The organism is Mangrovicoccus sp. HB161399, from assembly GCF_013184745.1.
Taxonomy (GTDB): domain Bacteria; phylum Pseudomonadota; class Alphaproteobacteria; order Rhodobacterales; family Rhodobacteraceae; genus Mangrovicoccus.
Genome location: NZ_JAATVU010000032.1, coordinates 31,365 through 56,109, shown reverse-complemented (window position 1 = coordinate 56,109; position 24,745 = coordinate 31,365). Strand labels below are relative to the sequence as shown.

At 71.5% G+C, this 24,745-nt stretch carries 13 protein-coding genes and 1 pseudogene; 5 read left to right on the top strand and 9 right to left on the bottom strand.

Annotated features, from left to right (window positions below):
* Positions 1–6 precede the first annotated feature (6 nt).
* Positions 7–696, bottom strand: coding sequence for a helix-turn-helix domain-containing protein (locus HCC78_RS18010; protein WP_172330181.1), 690 nt, complete (start codon positions 694–696; stop codon positions 7–9).
* Positions 697–841: 145 nt separating this feature from the next.
* On the opposite strand from HCC78_RS18010, the gene HCC78_RS18005 reads away from it, so the two are divergent.
* Positions 842–1,648: a class I SAM-dependent methyltransferase gene (locus tag HCC78_RS18005; RefSeq protein WP_172330180.1), complete on the top strand. Its 807-nt coding sequence runs from the start codon at positions 842–844 to the stop codon at positions 1,646–1,648.
* Positions 1,649–2,372: 724 nt separating this feature from the next.
* Positions 2,373–3,179 (top strand): hypothetical protein, encoded by an 807-nt coding sequence (locus HCC78_RS18000; protein ID WP_172330179.1) that lies wholly within the window; start codon positions 2,373–2,375, stop codon positions 3,177–3,179.
* 800 nt (positions 3,180–3,979) lie between these two features.
* Here HCC78_RS18000 and HCC78_RS34870 read toward each other — a convergent pair.
* From HCC78_RS34870 to HCC78_RS17960, 8 genes and pseudogenes are all read right to left on the bottom strand, one after another.
* On the bottom strand, positions 3,980–5,296 hold the full coding sequence (locus tag HCC78_RS34870) for a mechanosensitive ion channel family protein (RefSeq protein WP_371743859.1): 1,317 nt from the start codon (positions 5,294–5,296) through the stop codon (positions 3,980–3,982).
* A 29-nt stretch (positions 5,297–5,325) separates the two neighbouring features.
* A complete protein-coding gene (locus tag HCC78_RS17990; protein WP_172330177.1) occupies positions 5,326–6,108 on the bottom strand; it encodes a hypothetical protein in 783 nt (260 codons plus the stop codon).
* 121 nt (positions 6,109–6,229) lie between these two features.
* The gene (locus HCC78_RS17985; RefSeq protein ID WP_172330176.1) at positions 6,230–6,589 is read right to left on the bottom strand and encodes a hypothetical protein; all 360 of its coding nucleotides are present in this window, start codon (positions 6,587–6,589) and stop codon (positions 6,230–6,232) included.
* A 118-nt stretch (positions 6,590–6,707) separates the two neighbouring features.
* Complete coding sequence (locus HCC78_RS17980) at positions 6,708–8,630, bottom strand: DUF3604 domain-containing protein (protein WP_172330175.1); 1,923 nt, start codon at positions 8,628–8,630, stop codon at positions 6,708–6,710.
* Positions 8,631–8,660: 30 nt separating this feature from the next.
* A complete protein-coding gene (locus HCC78_RS17975) occupies positions 8,661–9,419 on the bottom strand; it encodes a hypothetical protein (RefSeq protein ID WP_172330174.1) in 759 nt (252 codons plus the stop codon).
* 93 nt (positions 9,420–9,512) lie between these two features.
* Positions 9,513–10,568 (bottom strand): DUF1214 domain-containing protein, encoded by a 1,056-nt coding sequence (locus HCC78_RS17970; RefSeq protein ID WP_216671211.1) that lies wholly within the window; start codon positions 10,566–10,568, stop codon positions 9,513–9,515.
* 292 nt (positions 10,569–10,860) lie between these two features.
* A complete protein-coding gene (locus HCC78_RS34865; RefSeq protein WP_172330173.1) occupies positions 10,861–11,730 on the bottom strand; it encodes a transposase in 870 nt (289 codons plus the stop codon).
* Between the two features lie 493 nt (positions 11,731–12,223).
* Positions 12,224–13,078: pseudogene (locus tag HCC78_RS17960) on the bottom strand (IS110 family transposase).
* 845 nt (positions 13,079–13,923) lie between these two features.
* Between HCC78_RS17960 and HCC78_RS17955 the strand changes: the two are divergent.
* The 3 genes from HCC78_RS17955 to HCC78_RS17945 all read left to right on the top strand — a co-directional run bounded on the left by HCC78_RS17955 (position 13,924) and on the right by HCC78_RS17945 (position 24,665).
* Positions 13,924–15,174, top strand: a complete 1,251-nt coding sequence (locus HCC78_RS17955) for a serine hydrolase (protein ID WP_253949241.1) — start codon at positions 13,924–13,926, stop codon at positions 15,172–15,174.
* A gap of 14 nt (positions 15,175–15,188) precedes the next feature.
* Positions 15,189–16,868: a ShlB/FhaC/HecB family hemolysin secretion/activation protein gene (locus HCC78_RS17950; protein WP_172330172.1), complete on the top strand. Its 1,680-nt coding sequence runs from the start codon at positions 15,189–15,191 to the stop codon at positions 16,866–16,868.
* Positions 16,869–16,961: 93 nt separating this feature from the next.
* Positions 16,962–24,665 carry an autotransporter outer membrane beta-barrel domain-containing protein gene (locus HCC78_RS17945; protein WP_172330171.1) on the top strand — a complete coding sequence of 2,568 codons (7,704 nt, stop codon included), beginning with the start codon at positions 16,962–16,964 and terminating at the stop codon, positions 24,663–24,665.
* Positions 24,666–24,745 lie beyond the last annotated feature (80 nt).

Genomic DNA, 24,745 nt, shown 5'->3' with positions numbered 1-24,745 from the left:
GTCCGGTCAGTCCCGGACCGCGAGAATGCTCAGGACGAACCAGCGCGAGAAGTCCCGGATCTCCGGCTGCTCTCCTTCCAGGATCAGGTCCCGCCTGCGGATCGCCGTCTCCAGCGGCAGGTGGCCCAGCCATATCTGCGTCATCGTGCGGATATGGGCCGTGACGGTGAGGCCGGTCGCGTATCCCGGATCGCGCAGGCAGATTTCGACCTCTCCGCCGCGGAACAGCAGCCAGAACCGGCTTTTCGCGGATGGCACGCCGAGGAAGTGGAAAGCTGCGGCAAAACACCTGTCCCGTGCCATGCCGCTGCCGGCGACCCTGCGCCGGATGTTCCACATCAGGAGATCCGGATCGAGGTTCCCGTCCTCGGTCATGTCCTCGCGGCAATGCGCCTGCGCCCAGCGTCCCATGCTTTCGAGCACCGGAAACAGCGCAAGCCCCGCTTCGGTCAGGCCGTACACCTTGCCGGATCCGCTTGCTGCGGGCGCGCAGGTCACGATTCCCGCGTGCTGCAGCTCCTTCAGGCGCTGGGACAGCAGCGCGCTGGAGATGCGGGGCAGGCCCCGGCGCAGATCCGCGTAGCGCGTGCTGCCGAAATAGAGTTCCCGCACGACCAGCGGGGTCCATCTGGTCGCCAGGATCTCTGCCGCCCGGGCAATCGGGCAGAACTGGCCATATCCCTGTCGCGTGCCCATGCGCGCCAGCCTAGCGGCGGCCCTGCCCGCATTCAACTTCAGTTATTGAACTTGAGTGCAGGGCACATCTGTCCAGAATGGCGGCAGACGTTGCGGACTGCGGCGCGCGGGTGCCGCGGCGGCGACGGCAGCAGGGGAGGCAAGCATGACGGACACCGATGCAAGGTTCGACGCCTGGACGGCGGGGCAGAGCTACGACCGCTACATGGGCCGCTGGAGCCGGGCCGTGGCGGACGGGTTCCTTGCCTGGCTGGCGGCGCCGGAAGCGGCAAGATGGATCGAGACGGGATGCGGGACCGGGGCGCTGACTTCCGCCATTCTCCGCCAATGCGCCCCGGCGACGATCTTGGCGACCGATGCCTCGGCAGAATTCGTGGCCCATGCGCGCGCGGCCATCGCCGACCCGCGAGCGGGTTTCCGCACCGCGGACGCGGCGCATCTGCCCGCCGAAGATGGCAGCGCGGATGTCGTCACCTCCGGACTCGTCCTGAATTTCCTGCCCGACCGGGCGGCCGGGCTTGCGGAAATGCAGCGGGTCCTGCGTCCCGGCGGCCTGCTGTCCTTCTACGTCTGGGACTATCCCGGCGGCGGCATCGGCTTCATCGACGCCTTCTGGAAGGCTGCGGCGGTCCTCGATCCGAATGCCGCCGATCTCGACGAGGGCGCGCGGTTTCCGTTCTGCACCAGGGACGGGCTGGCCGGGCTGATGGCCGGAGCCGGCCTCGCCGATCCGGAGATGGAAGCCATCGAGATCGTCACTGAATTCCCGGATTTCGAGGCCTTCTGGCACCCCTTCACGCTGGGGGCCGGGCCTGCGCCCGGATATTGTCTCGGCTTGCCGCCGGAGGGCCGCGCGGCCCTGAAGTCGCTGCTGGAAGAGAGGCTGGACACCGGCGGGCCCGTCCGCTTGCCCGCCCGCGCCTGGGGCGTGAAGGCCCGGCGTCCGGAATAGGCGGCGGCAGAGGATCCCCGGCGCGGCCCGGCGGCCAGCCGCTCCGGCATTGCCCAACCTCTTGCCCGGAGGGCGTCATCCGCCCCTCGGCCCTGCGTTCGGGTCTCCGGCGCCGCGCGCCACGGGGCGCGCGCGGTCCACCGCGCGGGCAAAGCGGCGTCTTCCATGCCCCGGACAGGGCGCAACGGTCCCGGACCTGCCGTGCGGCGGCAGCCTGCCGAAGAGAATGGGAGGCGTCCGCGCCCGGCGCGGCAGCGCGCATGCACCCGGACGGACGGAAACCGTGCTCCCGGATCGCGCATTGGCGAGGCGGCCGGGAGGCCGGGCGGACAGCCGGGAAACGCGCCTCCGGCACCGGTCCCGCCTGTCCGCAGCGCGCCGGGTCCGGCAGGCCATCGCCCGAGATGCGCAGGACGCGGCTTTCCCGGCGGGTGCGCAATTCGGGCGGTGCGCGTCCGGCGGGGACGGGACGGCGGATGACGCGGGGGTGCAAGCCGCCGCTCTGGCCATGCGGTGCCCGTCCGGCACTGCGCCGCTGCCGCGTTCCCGGCGGCGCCGTCCGCCCGGCAGGACAGGGTCAGTTGCTGCGTCCCTGCGATGCCGCGCTTGACAGCGGCACCGCCAACGCCTGACTCTCGGCCATCGCGATTTGGCGCGATGTCAGGATTTGGCTGCGGGGCGCGGAGTCCGTCCGCCTTCCCCCTGTGGCGGAGGTTCCAATGCCATGATCTTCCGGATCTACGGACTGCCGCTCTGGGCCTTTGCGCTGCTCATCCTGTCAGTCCTCCTGGGCGCCATCCTGCTCGGGGCATGGAACGGCCGCCGCGCCTCGCGCATGGCCGGCCGGCCGCGGACGAAGCCGGGCAAGGCAAAGAGCGATCTGGAAGTCGGGGCGCTGCTGGCGCTGCTGGGCCTCGTTCTGGCCTTCACCTATTCCTTCGGCCTGACCCGCATCGATGCGCGGAAGCAGGCGCTGGTGCATGAGGCCAATGCCATCGGCACGGCCTTCCTGCGCGCCGACCTGCTGCCGGAACCGGGGCGGAGCGCGCTGAGGGAACAGCTGCTGGCCTATGCCCGCACCCGGTTGATGTCGGAGCCCGCCCGGAATGACATGGGTCTTGCCATGGAGGAGATCGCCGCGTCCCTGGCCGAGCAGGCGAAGCTCTGGCCGGCCACCCGCGACGCGCTGTCGGAGGAGGTTCCGGGCCATGTGCAGATGCTGGTCGTGCAGGCGGTCAATGACGTCCTCGATGCCCACGCCGTCCGGATGGCTGCCGGCCTTGACCGGCTGTCGCCGATCGTCCTTTGCTTCACCATCGCGCTGGCAGCACTGGGCGTCGGGCTTGCATCGCAGAACGAGGCGGCGGAGGGGACGTTCCGGCCTGCCAGGATGATCATGTTCGCCGTCACGCTGTCGGCGCGGATTTTCCTGATATCCGACTTCGACAATTCGTCCCGCGGCCTGATCCAGCTGCACCAGGACAGTCTCGTCGACCTTCTTGCGGAAATGGAGCGGTCCATGACGCCGTGACGCGCCGGAAGGGCACCGGAGCGGCGTCCCGGACACCGGCTCGGGCGGGACCGCAGGCGGGCCCGGCACTCCAGCAGCGGCCGAGGCGCATGGCCCCTGCCGGTCAAACCCCGCGGCAAGAACCTCTGCTGCCGCGTCTGGTCTGGAAGGAGTTCCGGCGGCTTTGGCCAGGATGGTTGCCGAGCCGGCCGCGAGAACCCGCCGCGGGACCGTGCGGGGAGGGCCTGCAGTCTGCGAAGTTGATCGGAATACAGGCATCGTGGCGGGACGGGGATCCATGGGAGACGGTCAACAGCAGGCCGTCCGTTCCGTTGCCGGACCAGACCGGCCGGAACGAGACGCCCATGTCGCCGGAGAGCTCCGGTCGGCAGTGGCTCGGGACCGCGCGGGGCAGCGAGCTCTCCCTTGGCCGCGGACTGGCACGCGCCTTGGCGGCCCCATCCAACCGGGCAAGGATCGACATAACCGCCGCAATGGCCGCCTAGCGCAAATCAAGCCAGTCCGGGATCCGGGTGCAAGCTCGGACCTCGCCGGCAGGGTTGAGACTCGGGTGGTCCTGGATCAGCCGCACCTTCGGTGCCGGACCTCTGCGGGATCCGCGCGTTGGCTGCTTCGGTGTCACAGGCACCTGGCGTGAGGTGTCCGCCGAGTCCGCCGGTTTCCTCCGGGTGTCCCGGCGTCTCCGGCGCGCGAGGTCGGAACGAGGCAGGCTGACCTCGGGGGCGAGGCTGGACGCACCGGGGGAATGGTCGGCGCTGTCGCTGGCCGGGAAGCTGATTCCGGGGAAATCGGTGGCCGCGTCATCGCCCGGCCCGGCCCGATTGGCCAGGGTTCCGGCAAAGTCCCCCGTGATCTTGCCGGCGGCTGCGTCGTGAAGGAGCTGACGTCGGCGGGTCCCGGCTGATGCAGGAAGATGCGTCCGAAGCTGCCGGAGGCTGGCCCCGATGCCTGGCTGGCGCGACCGCCGAACAGGGAGGTCGCCGCCGGCGGCAGCTTTGCGGCGGGCCCCGGGCGATCCGCTCGACCTCCAGCCCGGCTGGGCGTCGCAGTGGCAGGAACTGATCACGAGCTGCCCGGCGGCTTCCGGGAACCGGAGGGCCTTGCCGCAATGTCCGGCCACGGCCGCCCCGTCGCGCACCGGGACTCCGGAGACCCTGGCCAAGGTCCTTGTCCCGGCCGCCAGGATTGCCCGGGGCGAGCTGCCGGCTGCCGCGTCGGGTCGGTCTCGGCATCGGCCGCCCGCATCCGGCAGTCCGGGGCCTCGATGTTGCAGACCCTCCGCGCCGGCGGCGTGGCGAGCCAGAGAGTGTCCGCCATGCGGCGGGCGGAGGGATGGGCGCCGCACGGCCGGCGATCGTCTCTGTGCTGGCAGGCGCATGGCGGGCATCGGCATGGCGGCTGCCCTCTTCGAGGAGATCCCTGCGGCCGCCGTCTCCGACGGGGTCCCCCCGTCGCCCTGCACCCGGTCCTCGGTGCCCCGGAGGATCATGGCGGGTCCGTCCTGCGCCGCTGGCGGGAGCCCGGCGAGGTCCGGCAGCAGCGGAGCCGGGCCGATGGTCCGCCGGCGTGGCCGTGTTTGCCCTCATGTGCCAGCCGGCGGCTGTCCGGCGGCGGCCGGAGCGGCGGTTTCCGGCGCGCCCGTGAAGGGCTGCGGGAACGGGATGGATTTCGACCTGCGGGAACGGGATGGAGATGCCAGCGGCGTCGAAGCCGTCCTTGGCCGCCGCGGTAAGGCCCCAGAAGACCTTCCAGTCGTCCGGCGTCGCGACCCAGGGGCGGCAGAATATGTTGACCGCGCTGTCTGCCAGTTCGCCCACGAAGATCTCCGGCGCGGGTGTGGCAAGGCACAGCGGGTGCTCGTCCACCAGGCGCTCCAGCAGCGCGATCGCCAGGCGGGCGTCGTCGGAATAGGAGATCCCGAAGACAAGGTCGACGCGGCGGGTCCCGGAGGCGCTGGCATTCGCGATCACGCCGGACCAGACCCGGGAATCCGGGATCTGGATGATCTGGTTGTCGGGCGTCCTGATCCTGGTCGGTACCAGCGACATCGCCTCGACGAAGCCGGCCTCGCTGCCTGCCCGGACGAAATCGCCCGTGTCGAAGGGCCGGTTGACCATGATCATCAGGCCGCCGGCAATATTGCCGATCATGTCCTGCAGCGCGAAGCCCAGGATGAAGCTGACCCCGCCGAACACCGCCAGGAGCGGACTGGTCCAGTGCCGAAGAAGGACAGCATGGTCACCAGCTCGGCGCCGAGCGTCAGCCAGCAGGCCGCCTGCGCCATGAAGTTGCACAGCAGCACCGAGATGTTCCTGCCCCGGCCGATCCGCCGCCGCGTCACGGTCCGCGCGAAGGCGGACACGGCCAGCAGGCCGAAGATCCAGGCCAGCACGGCGGCAAGATCGAACAGCGCGCGCAGGCCGCCCGAAGGCGACCGCAGCCAGTCCGCGAAAAGCGATGCCAGCGCCCGGAACTCCGTGGTCCGGACCAGATCCCGGGCCAGAGACGCCAGATAGCGCCGGTGCGGCAGGATTGCCTCCGGATCGCCGCCGCGGTCTTCCCAGGCATTGAGGATCCGGCGGTATTTCGCGGTCAGGCCGTACGCGGTCTCGGAATTGTCCACGATCTGGCTGCGGAGGCCGTCGCGCTGGTCCGGGGCCGCGTCTGCCCGCGCCGTCTTCAGATCGACCGCGCGGATCAGCGCCGACCGGATCTGGAGCCGCGCCGCCTCCGCGAGGGGCGACAGTTCCGGGGCGGCAGGCGGCGAGAGATGCAGCCGCATGTCCTGAGGCCCGGTTGCGGGATCCAGGATCCGCTGCATGAGGCCTTCGACCTGCGCGTTCCGGCTGCCGCCGGGGGCGGCCCGGACGGCGGGCGCAACCGCCGCGAGGAAGGCCAGCACGGCGATCCCGATCAGCCGCTGTATCAAGATGCGGGTTCCGGGCCGGGGCGGGCGGACCACCGGCGCGGCGGCGCTTGCGCCGTCCCGTTGTCCGCAGCCGACGCGGGGACGGGACGGCGCGCTGGTCCCGCGGGCCGATGGCATCCGCTCACTTCATGAGGTCGGAGACGATGCCGATGGCCTCCAGCACGACGGCCGTGTCGCGCGCCACCCTGTAGACCTCGCCGTCATAGCGCGCATAGCCCTGGCCCGGCAGCAGCGGCGGCAGGCGCCACTTGTCGTAATCGGTGATCCAGATCAGGTCCTTGGGAAGCGCCTCGCCGTTGCGGTAGACCTTCCTGAGCTGGCCCGGCGGCATCCCGGCCGGCTTCTTGGCCAGCCCGGGCGGCGTTCCCGCGGACGCCCCGGGCGGCAGCGGCAGAACCTTGCCCGGCTTCTTGTCGTCGGCCGCCGCCGGCAGGGCCAGCGCGATGGCCAGAACAAGCATCATGGCACGATTGGTCTCCATGGTTGTCCTCCTCGGAAGCTCCGGTTTCCGTCCCGTCCGGCCCGGCAGCCGGGCCGCGGACGTCCGGAGCGCTTCGCTTTGCGCGTGGCGGCGGACCCTGGGGCGCCGGCCGGGGCCGTCAGCCGGGCGTGTACCAGACCGGCGATGTATAGGCGCGCTCCTGCTGCTCCGGCGGCACGTAATCCGGCAGCGGCACGCCGAAGAAGCCCGCATCATAGGTCGTCCAGCGCGGCGTCGGGATCTCCAGCACCCGCACGTAGTAGAAGGCGCGCTGCGCCGGATCGAAGGCCGGATCCTCCCAGAACGCCTGAAGGAAGGGCGCGCCGATGCTGTTGGAATAGCTCGCCGCCGCCACGTCCACCGTGCTGCCGACATCGCCTGCGCAGGTCCCGGCCTCGATCGGACGGGCGTCCGAGCAGGCGATGTCGCGGATGCTTTCATGCAGCGCGCCGGCGGCGTCCAGCCAGCCCTTTACTACCTGCACCCGGTCGAGATTTGCCCCGTCGGGGTCCCTCAGCACCTTGACCAGCAGCTGCGGCGGACCGCTCTGCGGTCTGCCGGAGAGGTCGCCGCCCATCGGCACCCCGGCCGCGTAGCCATGGGCCGCGAAATCCGAGCGGTCGAGATCCGCCGGTTCGAACTCAGTTCCGGCAAACACCCGGATGCGGATGCGCGGCCCGGTCGTGGCATAGACCTCCTTGCGCTTCAGCGCGTCCCAGATCGCCTCGCGGGTGTTCTCCCGCGCCCAGACGGCGGTCATTCCGGAGGCCAGCCCCATGCCGTGCACCTGGTCATCCGAGGGGTCGTCCGGCGTCATCCGGCCGGTGATCGCCTCCTCGAAGCGCACCGGGTCGGCGGTCGGCTCCACCATCGGCGCCTTGCCGAAGAAATTCGACTCTTCCGCGGTCGAGAGCCCGGTATGGGAGTCGGTCGAGCCGATCATGCCGAACTTGAACGGATTGGCTCCCAGCGCCGCCTCGTAGGCCAGCCCGCGCTTCAGCGCCTCGCGGGCATATTCGCGCGGCAGCATCTCCGGCGTCTTCGGCTCCAGCCCGAAGCTGCCGCGGTCCCAGGTGCCGTAATCGGCGAAGGGATCCTCCGGCGACAGGGACGGATGCGCCTCGCCGTCTCCCTTGATCTGGGTGACCTCGTAGACCGGTTCCCAGCGCATCCGCCGTTCCGCGTAGTCCGCGTCGATCGGCACCCGCCCGGTCAGCGTCACGTCGTCGAACATCAGCCCGTTCGACAGGTTGCCGTTATGCGGGATCGCCAGCAGCCGCCCGCCCGTCGCGTCCTCGTAGCCCTGCATCCAGGCCCAGAGGTCTTCCGGATCTTCGCTGTCATAAGCGGAAAAGGGGATGACGCGGTCCGCCTCGGCCTTGCCGTCCCGGAAGATGACGTTGCGGTGCAGGTTGTTGCCGGCCGGCCCCGAGGTCCATTCATAGCCGATCAGCGCGGTGAAGCTGCCCGGCGCGTTGTGGCGTTCGGCCGCCTCGGTCATCCGCTGCCACATCGTGGTGGCCAGGGGGGTGTCCTTCAGCGGATCGCCCTTCCTGTCCTCGCTGACGAAGGCCGCGGCCCAGTAGAGATAGGCCTCGGCCATCGCCTTGCCGTCGCGCGGCGCGAACACCCGGCTCAGCCCCTCGGCCCAGGCATTGCCTTGCAGGAGCGCGCTGGTCTCGTCGAGCGCGATGTAGAGGCCCAGGTTCTCCGCATGATCGGCGACCACCAGGAAATCCAGCGGCCGCGCCAGCCGGGCCGGGATGCCGTTCGAGGAGACCACCGTCTCGCCCTTGGCGAAGCGGTAGGCGTCATCGGGCGTGGTCGTGGCGCCCACCAGCCCGGCATCGGCCGAATAGGCCGTGTGCAGGTGGGTGTCGCCGAACAGCACCTGGTCGGGATAGTCCCGCTGCAGGTAGGGCGAATACTGCACGTCCGGTTCCGGCGCCATGCCCACCAGTTCCTGGGAGGCCGCGGGCAGGCCCGCGAGCAAGGCCGAGGCTGCGCACGCCCCCGCGGCGAATGTTCTGAAGGTCGTCATGGTTTCCCCCCCTCCGCAGGCGCCGCGGTTCTAGAACTTGAAGGTCAGGCCGAGGATCGGCCCGGACTGGGTGACGTCGTAGACCGTGCCGTCATCGTCGTAATCGATGTAGAGATGGCGCCAGCCCACCGAGAGCGCGGCCAGGTCGCTGAAGGCCCAGTTCACGCCGGCTGTCACCGTCCATTCCAGGTCAGCCCCAGCGCCGAACCCGCCGATGTCGGCGGAGCCGAAGGCCGTCCACTTCTCCGCCAACTCATAGCGCCCGGCAAGCCCGATGATCGGGTCGGTCCAGTCGGCATCGGTGTCCTTGCGGTAGGTCGCCGCCGCGGTGCGGACCTTGTAGTCGTTCTCGAGGCTCCAGTAGCGGAAGCCGCCGTAGACATCGAGATTGTAGCCCGGGGCCGCCGCGACGGTCCGGCCGACCGCCATGGCCAGGTTGGAGGTGCGGCTCTCGATCTCGACGCTCTTCACCGTCGGGCCGTTGACGTTCTCCTTGGAGGTCGTCTGCACCGCCGAGCTGTCGAGATAGAAGACCCAGGGCCCGTTGCGCGCGCTGGCGAAGAGGAACAGGCCGTAATCCAGGTCATCCCAGATGTCGCCGAAGGACAGGTCCACGGACTGCGCCGGATAGCCCGGAATCGTGCCGAGATCGCCGTCGATCCCGGACATCCAGGCATAGGGCGTGACGGTGAGTTCCCAATCTCCGGCCGCCGCCGCGGGCATTGCCCCCGGCAACTGGAGGAGCAGGGCCGCACAGGCGGAGGACAGGCATTTCCCGGGCACTTTCATTTCGCGTCTCCTCGTTTCGGGCGGGCGGGGCTCTCGGGGAACCCGGCCCGGGGTCCAGGCTTGCCCGCCGGCCGCGCGGCCGACGGGACGGGCTCACATCGGTGCCACCGCGGGGAAGGACCAGCTTCCGTCCAGGATCGCGGGTCCCGGCCGGTAGAGGCGGACGACGTAGTTCCAGCCCTCCATGACCGGCAGGCAGTTCTCCCGCCCGTCATCGCAGCCGCCGAAATGCACGGTCATGCCGCCGTCGTCGTTGCGGGTTCCTGAGACCGAATTGACGTTGTAGGCGCCGAGCGCGTTCTTCTGGTAGAAGCCGTCCGCATTGTAGAGGCTGACCGACCAGAAGGCGCCGACCGGCACGTCGGCGGGCACGTCGATCCTGTATTCCCCGGCCGGCAGCCCCGGCTCGACATTCAGGTAGTAGGCTTCGGTTTCCGGCAGCCCGCCCCAGCCGAAGGCCGCGCCGAGGAAATGGCGCAGCGGCGCGACCTCGCCCTCGGGTCCGAAGGTGTCGCGGCTGTCCGGGGCGAAGCGCGACAGCTCCAGCGCCGCATTCAGGACGGCGCGGAAATCGTCCATGTCGTAGTTAGGCACGACGAAGGAGGAAGTGGACCCGGCCTCGAGCGAGATGGCATCCTGCAGCGCATGCGCGGCCTCCATGTCCGCCGGGTCCGAGGCATCGGCCAGCGTCCGTATGATGATCACGACATAGGGCGTCGTGAAGGTCTCCATGTCGAGCGCATAGGTGCCGCCGCCGAGGAAGACCTTGTTCATGTAGTGGTCCTGGTTGACGACCTGCGCCGAGATGTAGCGGTCCCCGGTATCGGGCAGGACCAGCGTCGCGCCCTTGCTGATGTCGGCCAGCGCCATGCTGTAGATCGTGTCGCGGTTCATCCGGATGGTCGGCTGGCGCTCGACCGGCGTGACCTCGCGGATATGCAGCAGCTGGTTCACCCCGCCCGACAGCGCCAGGTATTTCTCGAATTCGATTTCGGTCGCGGCGCGGACGAAATTGGTGATGTCGACCGGCACCTCACGGCTTTCGAGCAGCCCCTTCAGGTCGCCGCCCCGGTCCTGCGCCGCGGCGGCGCCTGCCAGCGCCATGGCGGCGGCGGCGCAGGCGGCGGCCGGTCTTCCTGCGAAGGTCATGTTTCCGCTCCTTCGGTCTCGGCACTGCCGGGCAATCGCGGCAGAGGCCCCCGCCGGATCGGAGGCGGAGACGGGTTGCGGGCAGGCACGTCCCCGGCAGGTTGCCCTTCGGGCCGGGATGACTGGGACTTGTCCGGACATCGGAAAACGGCACTCACCGCCGCCGTGCCCAACGGGACAGGCGGGCCGAAATTCTTCGCGGCCCTCGCGAGAGCCCCCCCGGCGCGCCCTGCGGCGCGGCGCGCGGCAATTGACGTATAGTAATGATGGAATGTCAAATCATTGATATGGATCATTGGAAACCGCGCATCCTCCGGCATTTGCGCAAGAGGGCCGCATCCGTCCGCTTGCCTGCCAGCCGTCGCGGGTCCGGAGCCCGCCGAGGTCGAGGATTTTCGATGCGGACCGATGCGGATCGGCGCTCATCTTGGGTTGGTCCGCATTGCAAATCGTCCCTATTTGGAAGCTGCGTTCGGCTGGGCGCTGTCCATTGGGGGCAAGTGCTGCGAGCTGGTTCCGCGGGCTTCTCTCCGGCCGTCCGGGCGGTCGTGCCTGATGTCCGGCTGCCATTCGCGCGGCGCATTCTCTGCCGATTGACCGATGATCTCGGCCGCTTCGGCGTCTTGCGCACGGGCCGGGGTTCGGGCAGCGCGCAGAATACGGTGCCTGTGCAGCCGGACGGCTGGTATCCGGAGGTTTCGGAGGGCGGGCACTTCCGCATGCGTCCCTGTCTGCCTCTGCCCCGATGAGCGGCCCAATCCTCGCGGCGCAGGCCTTGCGGACGCGGCGCGCGAGGACGCCACCGGGCAGGACATGACTCAGGACGCTCCCGATGTCCGTGCTCCGCGGCCGGGCGCGGGTCCCGGCTCGACCGCGGCCGGCCTCCGGCCCAGGGCTCCGCCCGTTCAGGGCCGAATTGATCCCCCGGATCACTTCCGGGACGGCCTTCGCCCCACACGGGGCCACCGATGCCGAGCCCGGCGAACCGGCGGACCGGCAGGTCGCGGTCCAGCTGCGCCATCAGCTGCCGCCCGGAGCGGACCGGGAACGGGATGTGCAGCAGGCTGGCCCGGACCAGCCGCTCGGGGGCGATCTGGCGGCGGCCACAACCGGCGCGGAGCGCCGCGAAGCCGCCGTCGCGGTCGGCGGGCGCGTTCGCCATGGGCCTCGGACCGACGGCGGCTCCATGGCCCGCTTCGCCGCCTGCCGGTTTGTCCGCAGCGGATGCCGCGCCGGGATGCGCGCCTCCGGATCGGCATGGCTGGACGGCGATCCGCTCGTGTGGTCCGCCCCGCGCATGCCTGTCTCCGCCGCTGCTCCGCAGCGGGCGGACCATGTTCTGCAACCGGCGTCGGGGCCCGGCTGGGCACAGGACCCTGCTCTCATGATCGCTGTCAACCCCTTGTTCCAAGGCCAATCTTCCGGCGGTGCCGGGCGCGGCGTGTTGGAGATGCGCAAGGCTGGGGGCGAAACTGAGACGACGGTTGAGCAAGCTCTCATGCGCGGGCTGGCTACCGCATGACCGTGTTTCGTCCTGGGGCTGCCTTGCTCTAAGGATCGAGCGTCGTTTCCGGCTCATGACAGGGCACGAGGATTCCCCACCGCGTTCAGCCCCCGGCCTTGCGCATCGGCGGGCCGGAGGGATGTCCTTCCTTCTAAGCAGCCCTCACGGCCGCGCGGGCCGGGTCTGCCGCCACCGTCCGCGCGATGGCCCAGATGAAGCCCACCATCTCGCGGGCAATGGCCGTGGTCACGACCACCTTCGGCTTGCCCGCAGCCGCCAGACGGCGATAGCGCGGGCACATCCGCAGCTGCCCCTTCCAGGCGATGTCCCGGACAGCCGCCGGAAGCCCCTCGACCCGGTCGTGCAGCTTGCGGCTGACCCGCGGCTGCTCCATGCCCCCTCGATCAGGGCCTGCCGTGCAGGCCCGCTGCCTGCCCTGGTGATCCCGCCGCGGCGGAGGCTGGCGCCGCTCGAATGCGTCCTGTGGCGTCAAGCCGAGTTGGGCCATCAGCTGCCGCGGATTGCCGGAGCGGTGGAAGTCGCCGGCTTCGGAGACAACGGTGACCGCGACGATGAACGCGACACCGCGCATGGTCGTGGTCCGCGCCCGGACCAGGTCCCGCATCGCCTCGTGCGCCGCATCCGGAACCCAGACCGCGGTCAGCTCTCCCGCCCGGGTCGCAGCTTCGCCAGCATGACGCCGTCGCGGCGGTGCGTCTCAACGCGGTCTCCGCTCCTGACCGGTATCAGCGAGGGTGCCACGACTGTGCAGTCGTGCCCATTTTGACAAGCTGTCGATGAAGGCCGTGGCCACAGGGCCCGGCCTCGTAGCAGAAGTGAAGCTTGCCGCCGCCAGCACCCAGCTTCTCGGCCAGTTTCCGGACATGGTCAGGCCGGTGCGGGACGGTGCCCAGTGGCGGACCTCACCGCCCCGCTCGTCCGTCGCAACGGCCACCGAAATCGCCGCCTTGTGGACATCCAGCCCGATGAAGATGCTATCCTGCACTAGGTTTCTCCCCAATTCTTGAGGCTCGGCGCCAGCCCGTCCGGCGCAGCCCTCGAAGGAGAATGCCGCGGGAGAGGCCGCCGACCCAGCCGGCTCACTCCGCGATCGTGAGGTCTAAATCGGACCGCCCGGGGCGGGGAGCCGGAGGAGCGTGATCCAACCTGGGGCTGGAGACTGGCGCCGTTTCCGGCGGGTCGAATTGACGCGCCGCCGTCCGGATCCGTCTTCCCTGGACGGCGCGCGGGATCTGCCCATGGTTGTCCGGCCCCGTTCCGTAGGGCGTGGCTGTCGCCGGCCCGGGGCCATGCCCCGGCTGGGGAAGCCCTTGGCCCGCGCCCGCGTTCCCGGCCCGCCGGTGTCCGGACGGGCTGCCTTCGGAAGGCTTCCTGCATGGACCATCCCGTCGAGGCCTCGGGGACGGCAACGGATGCAGGCAGCGGCCGGGCGGTCCCAGTGGCCAGTCCGGGCAGCAGGGGGGCAAGCTTTCGCAAAGTCAACCTGCGGGAGATTGCGGGTCCGGGAGGGCCGACGGGGCGCCCAGGCCATTCTGATAATTAGAATGGATGATCTCAAATATTGGAATAGATGGCAATGGAGACGGCCGCTACCGTCGTTTCCGTTGATCACGGGTGGACGAAATGGCTGGGCCTAGCGGCAGATTATCCTTCGTTGGCGGGCGGTTCCGGGCTGCTGCATCCGGGCCCTGCAGGGCTCCGGGCTCCCCGATCCGCCCTGCCGCCGCGGCGGTGTTCCCCCCTATGCGTGGTTGCGCGGATTTCCGCGGCACGGTTCCCCCGCGGCCCTGCGCTGTCCGAGACTTTTCCATTCCGAGAGGATTCTAGACCTTGAAACGCTTCGATTCCCCGATCCCGGTCCGGCCGCTGGCCGTCCTTGCCGCGGCTGCGCTGGCCTCCCCTGCCGCTGCCGGTGCGGCGGAGGATGCCTGCATCCCCGATCCGGCCGCGCTGATCGCCGCGCCGCCGGGACCGGACGTGCCGCTTCCCGCGGAGCTGGCGGACCGGCTGGACGCGGCCCTGCGCGACGCGCTGCCGCTGGCGGCTGCGCCGGGGATCATCGCCGGTGTGCAGACCGCCGAAGGCCGCTGGAGCGCAGCCGCGGGGCTTGCCGATCCCGACGCGGGGACGCCGATGGAGGCGGGCATGCATACCCGCATCGGGTCGGTCACCAAGACCTTCACCGGCACGCTGCTCATGCAGCTCGCAGAGCGGGGCGACCTGTCGCTCGACGACACGATCGGCAGCTATGTCGAGGACATTCCGAACGGCGACGCCATCACCTTGCGGCAGCTCGCGGACATGACCAGCGGCCTGGCCAACTACACGCTGACCGACACGTTCTGGCAGGCCTTCGCCGCCGATCCGCAGCGGGTCTACACTCCGCAGGAGCTGCTCGGCTATGCAGTTCCGGCCTCGCCGATCTTCGAGCCGGGCGGGCGCTTCGACTACTCCAACACCAATACCGTGCTGCTCGGGCTGGTGATCGAGAAGGTCACCGGCGCGCCGGTCGGCGATGCGATGCGCAGCATGATCATCGGGCCCCTCGGCCTGCAGGACACGATCTGGCCGGAGGCATCGCCCGACCTGCCGGAGCCGTATGCGCGCGGCTTCACCTTGCAGGGCGACGACATTCCGCCCGAGGATCCGGCTGACGCAACCTTCTGGAACCCGTCCTGGGGCTGGACCGCAGGCGAGATGATCTCCACCCTCGATGACCTGCTGGCCTATGGGCATGCGTTGGCCACCGGCCAGGGGCTGCTGGGCGAGGCGGCCCAGGCGGAGCGGCTGGCTTCGTTCCCGGAGGCGGGCGGCTACGGCATCGGCTTCGGCTGCATCGGCGGATGGCTCGGCCATACCGGCGAGCTGCCCGGCTACAACACCACGCTCTACACACATGTGCCCAGCGGGATCACGGTGGCGGTCCAGGCCAACAGCGACATCCCCTCGGGCGATTGCGGCGAGATGGACGTGCTGCCGGGCAACCCCGGGGGCGTGGCCTGCGCCTCGCCGGCAACGCGGGTCTTCGCCGCGCTCTCCGAAGCGCTCGGACACGGCTTCGCCCGGCCCTCGGCCGACTGAGCGGGAGACGCCAGATGACATCCCCCGCGCAGCGCGCAGCCCGGCGGCTGCGCGGCCCCCTCCTTCTTGCCGTTCTCGCCGCCCCGGTCGCGGCGGTCCCTGCCGCGGCGCAGACCGTCTCAGCGCTCGACCGGGCGGTGGCCGGACAGACCACCATCCTCGAACGCTTCGCGCCGCCGCCGCGCGTCGGCCAGGTCGACCTGGCGGTCCAGGACCAGAAGGCGCGCATGCCCGGCCCGGAGGCGGAGAAGGTCCGCTTCCGGCTGGCCTCGGTCGGGCTCGCCGGGGCGCGCACGGTTCCGGCAGACAGCCTGGCGCCGCTCTGGCAGGACATGATCGGCACCGAGATCAGCCTGGCCGATCTCTATGGGCTGGCCGACCGGATCGACGCCGCCTACCGGCAGGCCGGCTATTTCTCGGCCACCGTCGTGCCGGTGCAGGATTTCCGCGGCGGGGAGGTCACGCTGCGAGTCTACGAAGGCTACCTGCAGCGGGTCGAGGTCACCAGCAGCATCCCCGGCATCGACCTGCGGCTGCGGCCCTATATCGACCGGCTGATGGCGATGAACCCGATCCGGATCGCCGAGGCCGAGCGCGTGCTGCTGCTGATGGCCGATCTCGGCGGGCTCGAGATCAACGGAACCTTCCTGCGCCCGGACACTCCGACCGGCGGCGGCGTGCTGGAGCTGGAGGTCGGCCAGGTGCGCAGCTCGGGCATGGTCGGGCTGGACAATCTCGGCACCGACGAGGTCGGGCCGCTGGAACTGTCGGGCACGCTGGTGCTGAACGACATGCTGGGGCTGTTCGAGACGACGACGCTGGTCGCGGTCACCGTCCCCGACAGCCCCGAGGAGATGGGGCTGCTGCAGCTGTCGCAGGATTTCCCCGTCGGGCATGACGGGATGACGGCCGGCTACGGGCTCACCTACCTGGCGCAGCAGCCGGGCGGCGACCTGGAGGAGCTTGACGTCGAGGTCGAAACCGCGATCGGATCGGCCTACCTGGCCTATCCCTTCCTGCGCCGCCTCGACCGGAGCCTGACCGGCCGGATGGAGATCACCCTGCGCAACGACGATGTCGACATGCTGGGCATGGCGCAGCTGCGCAGCCGCACCCGCTGGGCGACGCTCGGCCTGCGCTACGACCGCGAGTTCGAGCTGGGCGGCTATTCGGCCGGGGCCGAGATCGGCCATGGGCTAGACACTGCCGACCTTCGCCAGGAAGTGCCGGCCGGATACCGCTTCCTGCGGCTCGATCTCGATGCCAACCGCAGCCTGTCCGAGCACACGCTGCTGCGGCTGCGCGCGGCCGGCCAGCACGCCCCGCAGGCCCTGCCGGCCGCGGTGCAGTTCGCGCTCGGCGGCGATCCCTATGGCTGGGCCTTCGACAATGGCAGCCTGGCCGGGGACAGCGGCGCGGGGGCGGCGCTGGAGCTGAGCCACGGCTTCGCGACCGGGATCGGGGCGCTGCCGGAGCTGACGGCCACCGCTTTCGCCGATTACGGCGCGGTCTGGAGCGATGACGCGGCGGCGGAGCAGGACGGCGCCACGCTGGGCTCCGCCGGTTTTGGCATATCCGGCATGCTGGCCGGGCGCGCGACCTTCCAGCTGGTCGCCGCCGCGCCCTGGCAGGCGGATGACAGTCTCGACGATCCCGGGCCGCGGCTGTTCTTCCGGGTCGCCCTTCCGTTCTGATCCGCCAACCCTTGCCCCTCCGCGCCGTGCGGCGATCCCGCGCGGCGTGTCCAAATCCTTTTTCCCGAAGCAAATACGTTTGGAATGACCCCCATGCTGCGAACCCAATTGCTGCTGTCCGCCGCGGCGGTGTCCACCGGAACCCTCTGGGCGCTGCCCCTCCTGGCCGATTGCGAAGCCTCCGGCAGTGCCGCGACCTGCACCGGCGATCTCTATGACGGGCGGGGCGTCGAGTATCAGCGCGACGACGGCTACGGCGTCCTGTCGGTGACCGTCCGCGACCTGACCCGGGACATCGAGACGCCGCAGAACCCGAATGCCGCGCTGGCCGAATGGCATGGCAATGACGGCGGGGCGGGACAGGACGGCGGCACCAGCGAGAACCTGAGAATGTCCTTCGACGGCGGATCGCATGGCGTGAACGGCACGGCAGGCGGCTTCGCCATGGGGGTGACGGCGCAATCGGTGGGGGGCGCCGGCGGCAATGCCCCGGCCAGCGGATCGTCCTCTGCACGCGGCGGGCACGGCGGCGATGGCGGCCTGGCGCAGACCTTCTTCACCTCCGGCTACGTCACCTTCGCCCCGCCGTCCGGGCAGCCCGGCGGCGTCGCCGTCGGCGCCATTTCCGGCGGCGGGCAGGGCGGCAGTTCCGGCGATGTCCAGATCGTGGCGGGCACGGCGTCCAGCGGCAATGGCGGCGATGGCGGCGACGGCAGCGCGGCAGAGACCAGCTTCGGCTCGGGCACGGTGACCGCCGGTGGCACGGCGCCCTACGGCGTCGGCAGCACGTCGCAGGGCGGGAACGGCGGCAGTGCCGGGGCGGCGCGGATCACCCTGGGCGATGCCGAGGCCGGCCGGGGCGGAAATGGCGGCCATGGCTCCCGGGCCACGACGGAGGTCTCGGCCGGGAGCGTGACCGTCACGGGCGGCTACGCCCGCGCGGCTGCCGCGCGCTCGGCGGGCGGCACCGGCGGCACCGGCGGCGCGGCGTCCTCCGGCGACAAGGCCGTCACGGGCGGCAGCGGCGGCCAGGGCGGCGCCGGCGGCACTGCCGCGGCCAGCGCGAATGCCGCGACCCTTTCCGCAGATGGCAGCAACGCCGCCGCACTCGCCGCGGAAAGCGCCGGCGGGGATGGCGGACAGGGCGGCAGCGCGGAGAGCTTCGTCGCGCTCGGCAGCGGCGGCGCGGGCGCCGAAGGCGGGCAGGGCGGTGCCGGCGGTGCCGGCGGAAGTGCCTCGGTGTCCACCGGCACCGGCACGGCCAGCGCGGCCGGCAGCCGCGCGGCGGCGGTTCTGGCGGAGTCGGTCGGCGGCGCCGGCGGCACGGGCGGAACTGGCCAGGCCGGCGGCGCCAAGGCGATCGGCGGCGCTGGCGGCGCTGGCGGCGACGGCGGCTCGGTCTCCGCCACGCTCGGCAGCGGCATGATCAGCGTGGCGGGCAATGCGGCGGCGGCGGTGTCGGTCCGCAGCATCGGCGGGCAGGGCGGCACGGGCGGCTGGTCGACGACGGTGGCCGGCGATGTCCAGGGCGGGCATGGCGGCCGGGGCGGCGCTGCAGGCCAGGTCACGGTGACCAGTTCAGGCCATGCCACGATCGCCGCCACCGGCACGGGGGCCCAGCACGGCATCCGCGCCGAGGCAATCGCCGGGAAAGGCGGCAACGGCGGCGGCGGATCGACCGATGCGGGCAAGGGCACCGGCGGGGATGGCGGGCAGGGCGGCGAGAACGGCTCGGCCGTTTCGGTGACCGTGGATGCCGGGATCGCGACGGCAGGCGAGCATGCCCAGGGGATCCTGGCGCGGAACTACGGCGCGGCAGGCGGCAACGGCGGCTCCGGCACGGGGGTGATCGGCACCGGCCAGGGCGGCGCGGCCGGCGGCGGCAGTCCGGGCGGGACCGTCAAGCTGTCCTTCGGCGGCACGATCTCCACGGGCGGGGACAAGGCCAATGCCATCCTGGCCCAGAGCATCGGCGGCTTCAGCGGCGATGCCGGCGCGGCCTCCGGCTTCCTGGCCTACGGCGCGGGCGCCCAGAGCGCGGGCGATGGCGCCGAGGTGTCGGTCGATCTCCAGGCCGGGACGGTGCTGGAAACCTCCGGCAGCCATGCCAGCGGCATCGTCGCCCAGAGCATCGGCGGCGGCGGCGGCCATGGCTCGGACGGGGCCGGGATCAGCGCGCTCGGCGGTTCGGGATCGGCGGGGGGGCACGGCTGGCTGGCGATGGTGACGACGCAATCGGGCCGGATCTCGACGGCAGGGGACGGCAGCCGCGGCATCCTTGCGCAGAGCATCGGCGGCGGCGGGGGCGACGGCGGCAGCGCCACGGGCATCGCGGCCATCGGCGGCAGCGCGGGCGCCGGGGGCAACGGTCTCACGGTTTCGGTCGAAAGCGGCGCGGCGATCGCCACCCTGGGCGCGCATGCGGAAGGCGTGCTTGCCCAGAGCGTCGGCGGCGGCGGCGGCTCGGCCAAGGATGCCGTCGGCGGGGTCGCCGTCGGCGGCAGCGGCGGGTCCGGCGGTTCGGGCGGAGAAGTCGACGTCACGGCCGGGGCGGACATCTCCACCGCGGGCGGCCAGTCCGATGCCGTCTTCGCGCAGAGCATTGGCGGCGGCGGCGGCAAGGGGGCCTTGGCGGTGTCGCCGGACGGCCTGGTGTCGGTGGCGATCGGCGGTTCGGGCGGCGGCGGCGGCGACGGCGGCGATGTCACCTACCGCGATCTCGACCCCGCCGCCTCCTACCTGCTGGCGACAAAGGGCGACCGGGCGCGCGGCATCTACGCGGCCTCCGTGGGCGGCGGCGGCGGCGACGGCGGCCACGCGACGACCGTCGGCAACATAAACGTCACCATCGGCGGTTCGGGCGGCAGCGGCGGCAACGGCGGCACGGTGACCGTCGATACCGGCGCAACGGTTGCCACCGGCGGCGACGGGGCGGCGGCGGTCATGGCCAAGTCTGTCGGCGGCGGCGGCGGCAGCGGCGGCGGGTCGGTCTCGGTGGCCGGCGGCGCGGTCGGGATCGCCGTCACGCTGGGCGGTTCGGGCGGCGAGGGCGGCACGGGAGGAGATGTCTCCGTCGCCGCGCGCGGCGGCCTGACCACGGCCGGGGACAGCTCGGACGGGATCATCGCCAAATCGGTCGGCGGCGGCGGCGGCCATGCGGGCCAGACGCTGAGCATCACCGGCCCCTCGGGCGGCAGCGTGAACACGACCGTCGGCGGATCGGGCGGCAGCGGCAACCATGGCGGCGAGGTGACGGTGGAGTCCGAAGGCGCCATCGCCACGTCGGGGGACTCCTCCCGCGGCATCCTCGCGCAATCGGTCGGCGGCGGCGGCGGGTCCTCGGCGTTGACCGGCAGCCTCAACATCGGGGCCTCGACCGGCTCGATCGGCACGACGGTGGGCGGCAGGGGCGGCGCGGGCGGCGACGGCGGCAACCTGTCGGTCACCGCGGGCGGGACGATCTCCACCGCGGGCGACAATGCCGAGGGCATCTACGCCGCCAGCGTCGGCGGCGGCGGCGGCGACAGCGGCGCGACCTTCGCCGGGACGCTGGCGCCGACCTCGATCCAGACCACGATCGGCGGTTCCGGGGGCTCGAGCGGCTCGGGCGGGGCCGTCACGGTCATCAGCGACGCCGCCATCGGCACCGCGGGCGAGCACGGCAGCGGCATCCTGGCCCAGAGCGTCGCCAATGGCGGCGGCAGTTCGGGCTTCGTGGCCAGCGGCGCGATCGCCGGGGCATCCGTCAACACCACTGTCGGCGGCTCGGGCGGGTCCGGCGGCAGCGGCGGCGACGTGACGGTGATCAATGATGGCCGGATCTCCACTGCCGGATCCTATGCAGAGGCGATCGCCGCCCGCAGCCTGGGCGGCGGCGGCGGCTCCGCCAAGGGCAGCATCAGCGGCGACATCGCGATGGGCGCGGTTTCCGTCACCCTGGGCGGCGGCGGCGGCGCGGGCGGCAGCGGCGGCGCGGTGGAGGTCGTCTCCGGCGCGGCGCTGTCGACCTTCGGGGCGCATTCCCACGCGATCCTCGCCCAGAGCCATGGCGGCACCGGCGGCACCGGGGGCTTCTCCGCCGAAGGCAGCCTCACCGGCGGCGAGCTGTCGGGCAACGTATCGGTCACCCTCGGCGGCGCTGGCGGCCAGGGCGGCAGCGGCGGCGCGGTCCGGGCGGAGAATGCGGGACTGGTGGCCACCTGGGATTACGGCGCGCGCGGGATCATGGCGCAGTCGCTCGGCGGCAATGGCGGGATCGGCGGCAATGTCTATACCGGCAACGTCAACATCAGTTCGGAGGGCGGCGCCAACGTCAATGTCGCCATCGGCGGCAGCGGCGGCTCGGGCGCCCTGGGGGGCACCGTCGATGTCGGCAACTCCGGCACGATCACCACCGGGGGCCACGATGCGGCCGGGATCATGGCGCAGTCGGTCGGCGGCAATGGCGGGGCGGGCGGCAATGTCTATACCGGCGTCGCGACGGTCTCGCCCGGCAGCTCGGCCACGGTCGGCGTCGATCTCGGCGGCAACGGCGGCACCGGCATGGATGCCGGGGACGTCACCGTGTCCAATTCCGGAAACATCGCCACCGCGAAAGGCGGCTCCGACGGCATCCATGCCCATTCGGTGGGCGGCGGCGGCGGCAAGGCCGGCAACGCCGCGAACTTCAATCTCAACCTGACCGGCGCCAACAAGGGCTCCACCTTCACGCTGACCGCGAATGTCGATGTCGGCGGCAAGGGCGGCGCCGGCGGCGCGGGCGCGGCGGTCACGGTGTCGAACGGCGGCTGGATCGACGTGTCCGGCGAGGGATCGCGCGGGATCGTGGCCCAGTCGGTCGGCGGCGGCGGCGGCGACGGCGGCCTCGCCTCCAGCTACAGCCTCGGCATGAGCGGCGTCTGCAAGCTGGCCACGCTCACCGCCTACAGCTGCTCCCTGCCCGGAAGCGAGGACGCGACCACGGTGCAGCTGTCGATGAACGCCGTGATCGGCGGCTCCGGCGGGGAAGGCAGCCATGGCGGCACGGTCACCGCCGGCAATGACGGCCTGATCTCGACCCATGGCAAGCTCGGCCACGCGATCCTGGCGCAGAGCATCGGCGGCGGGGGCGGAACCGGCGGCGAGGGCGACCTCGGGATCGCCGGCTGGACGACGGACAAGACCGCCGCGACCATTGCGGGCCTCGTCTCCACCACGACCCAGATCCCCAGCTTCCGCAGTTTCAGCCTCGCGCTCGGCGGCTCGGGCGCCAATGCCGCAGACGGCGGCACGGTCTTGATCGGCAACGGCGGCACGCTGGCCACCGAAGGCGACCTGGCCTACGGCATCTTCGCCCAGTCGGTCGGCGGCGGCGGCGGGGCCGGCGGGGCCGGGGCCAGCGGCGTCTTCGCGAATGTCACCATCGGCAGCTCGGGCGGCGGCGGCGGCAATGGCGGGGCCGTCACAATAGCGGGCACCGATCCGGACAGCAGGCCCGGCGCGATCTACACCAGCGGCACCGGAAGCATCGGCATCCTCGCCCAGTCCGTGGGCGGCGGCGGCGGGGCCGCGGGAGACGTGCATCGCGGGCTGTCCCTCGGCTTCGCGGATCTCCATATCGGCGCCGGGGTCGGCATCCGCCTGGACGGGGCGGAAGGCGGCGACGGCGGCGACGTGTCGGTCACCAGCGGCGACATCGTCACCACCGGCAGCGGCGCCCACGGCATCTTCGCCCAGTCGGTGGGCGGCGGCGGCGGCGGCAGCGGGATCGAGAACACCTCGGCCGGGGAGTCCGTGCTTTTCGCCGGAAGCAACGGCGAGAGGGGCGATTCCGGCGCGGTGACGGTGACGGCAGTCGGCAGCATCCATGTCAGCGGCGCGAATGCCCACGGCATCTTCGCCCAGTCGGCTTCCGGCAGCACGGAAGGGGATTCCAGCGGCGACGTCACGGTGACGGCGAATGGCGACGTCATCTCTTCCGGCGCGCGCGGCCGGGCGATCCTGGCGCAGAGCGCGGGCAGCGGCACAAGCGGCAAGGTGACGATCAATGTCGCTGCGGGAGCCACCGTCGCCACATCCGCGGAGGGAGCCGAGACGGTCGGCATCTTCCACGGCCGGGACAACGTCATCGACAATGCCGGGACGATCGCCAATGGCGACGGAACGGCAGGCGGCTTCGCGATCCGGACGGACGGGCGCGCCGCGCTTTCGGTGCGCAACACCGGGACGATCGCGGGGTCGGTGCGCAGCGCGATGGCCGACGGCAGCGCGGCGGCGGGCGTCACCATCGACAACGCCGCGGGCGCGGCCTTCCTGATGGGCTCGCGGATGGTCCTCGGCGAGGGCGGCAGCTTCGCCAATTCCGGCTTCGCCACGCCGGGCAGCGCGGGGACGGTGTCGCGCAGCAATTTCACGGGCAGCTTTTCCCAGGCCTCCGGCGGCACGCTGGGGATCGACGTCACCGCCCGGCAGGCGGACGGCACGGCGGCCCGGACCGATCGGCTGCGGATCGACGGCACGGCCGATCTCGCGGGGAAGGTGAAGGTCAACATGGATGTGGGCGCGGCGCCGGCCGCAGGGGCGCAGACCACCGGCGCTTTCCTGACGGCGACCGGTGGGGTCGCGGATTCGGGGCTGTCGGTGGAGTCGACCGTCGCGGCGAGCTACAGCCTGAACTGGACCACGGCGGATGCCGTCAGGCTGGACTACCAGCTGGATTTCGGGTCGGGCGCCGCGCTCTCGGCGGCGCGCTCCGGCCATGCGCCGCTGGCCCGCCACCTGCAGGCGATGTACGAGGCGGGCACCCTGCCGCGGGAGGAGGCCAACCAGCTGGCCGCCATCGCCGATCCCGACGACTACGGCGACGCCATCGCCTCGTTCAGCAACGAGATCTATTCCGACAACCAGTTCAGCTCGCTGCAATCCAGCCTGCGCTTCGGCGACGCGATGATGAGCTGCGCCGGGCGCAGCGGCGCCTACCGCTTCATCGCCGAGGAGCAATGCGGCTGGGTCCGGTTCGGCGGCTCGCGCCTGACCCAGCGCGGCGGCAGCGGCGGCATGGGCTTTGACGAGACCACCGGCGGGGTGACCGCGGGGATGCAGGCGGGCTTCGGCGGCGGCTGGCATCTCGGCGCCGCCTTCTCCTACGAGAACCGAAGCCTGTCCAAGGACGGCATGATGTCGAGCAAGGGCGATGTCTTCCAGGTCGGCGCGGTGGCCAAGCACCAGTCCGGCCCGGTTCTGGCGGCCGCCTCCCTGGCCCTCGGCCATGGCAGCTTCGACATCGAGCGCGACACCTTTGGCGGCGGCACCGCCCGAGGCACGCAGGACATTTGGACGCTGTCGGGCCAGCTCAGGGGGGAATACCTGCTCGGCCGGGACAATCTCTTCGCCAAGCCGCGGTTCGACCTGGGCGTCGACATCATCCGCACCGGCAGCGTCGGCGAGACCGGGGCCGGCGGGTTCAACCACCGCATCGACGGTTCGACGGGCACTTATTTCAACGTCCAGCCGGCGGTGGAGTTCGGCGGGGAATGGACGGACGGCGACGGCACGGTCTTCCGTCCCTCGCTGACGCTCGGCGTGACGCAGTTCCTCGGCGGCGCCGCCCCCGGCACCAGCTCGCTCTTCGAGGCTTCGCCGGATGGCGTGCCGCGGATCGAGACCGGCAGCCAGTTCGACACGCTCTACGGCGATGCCGCCCTGGGGCTGGAGGTGATCTCGGCCTCGGGGATGGTCGTCAGCGCCGCCGCCTATGGCAGCTTCTCGGAGACCACCGAACAGGTCGGCGCCAGCTTCCGCCTGTCGATTCCGTTCTGAGCGCGCCGCGGCCGGGATCAGCCCGGCCGCATCCGTCTCCGGCGATGCAAAAACGGGCATTTCCGGCCTGAGGCCGCGCA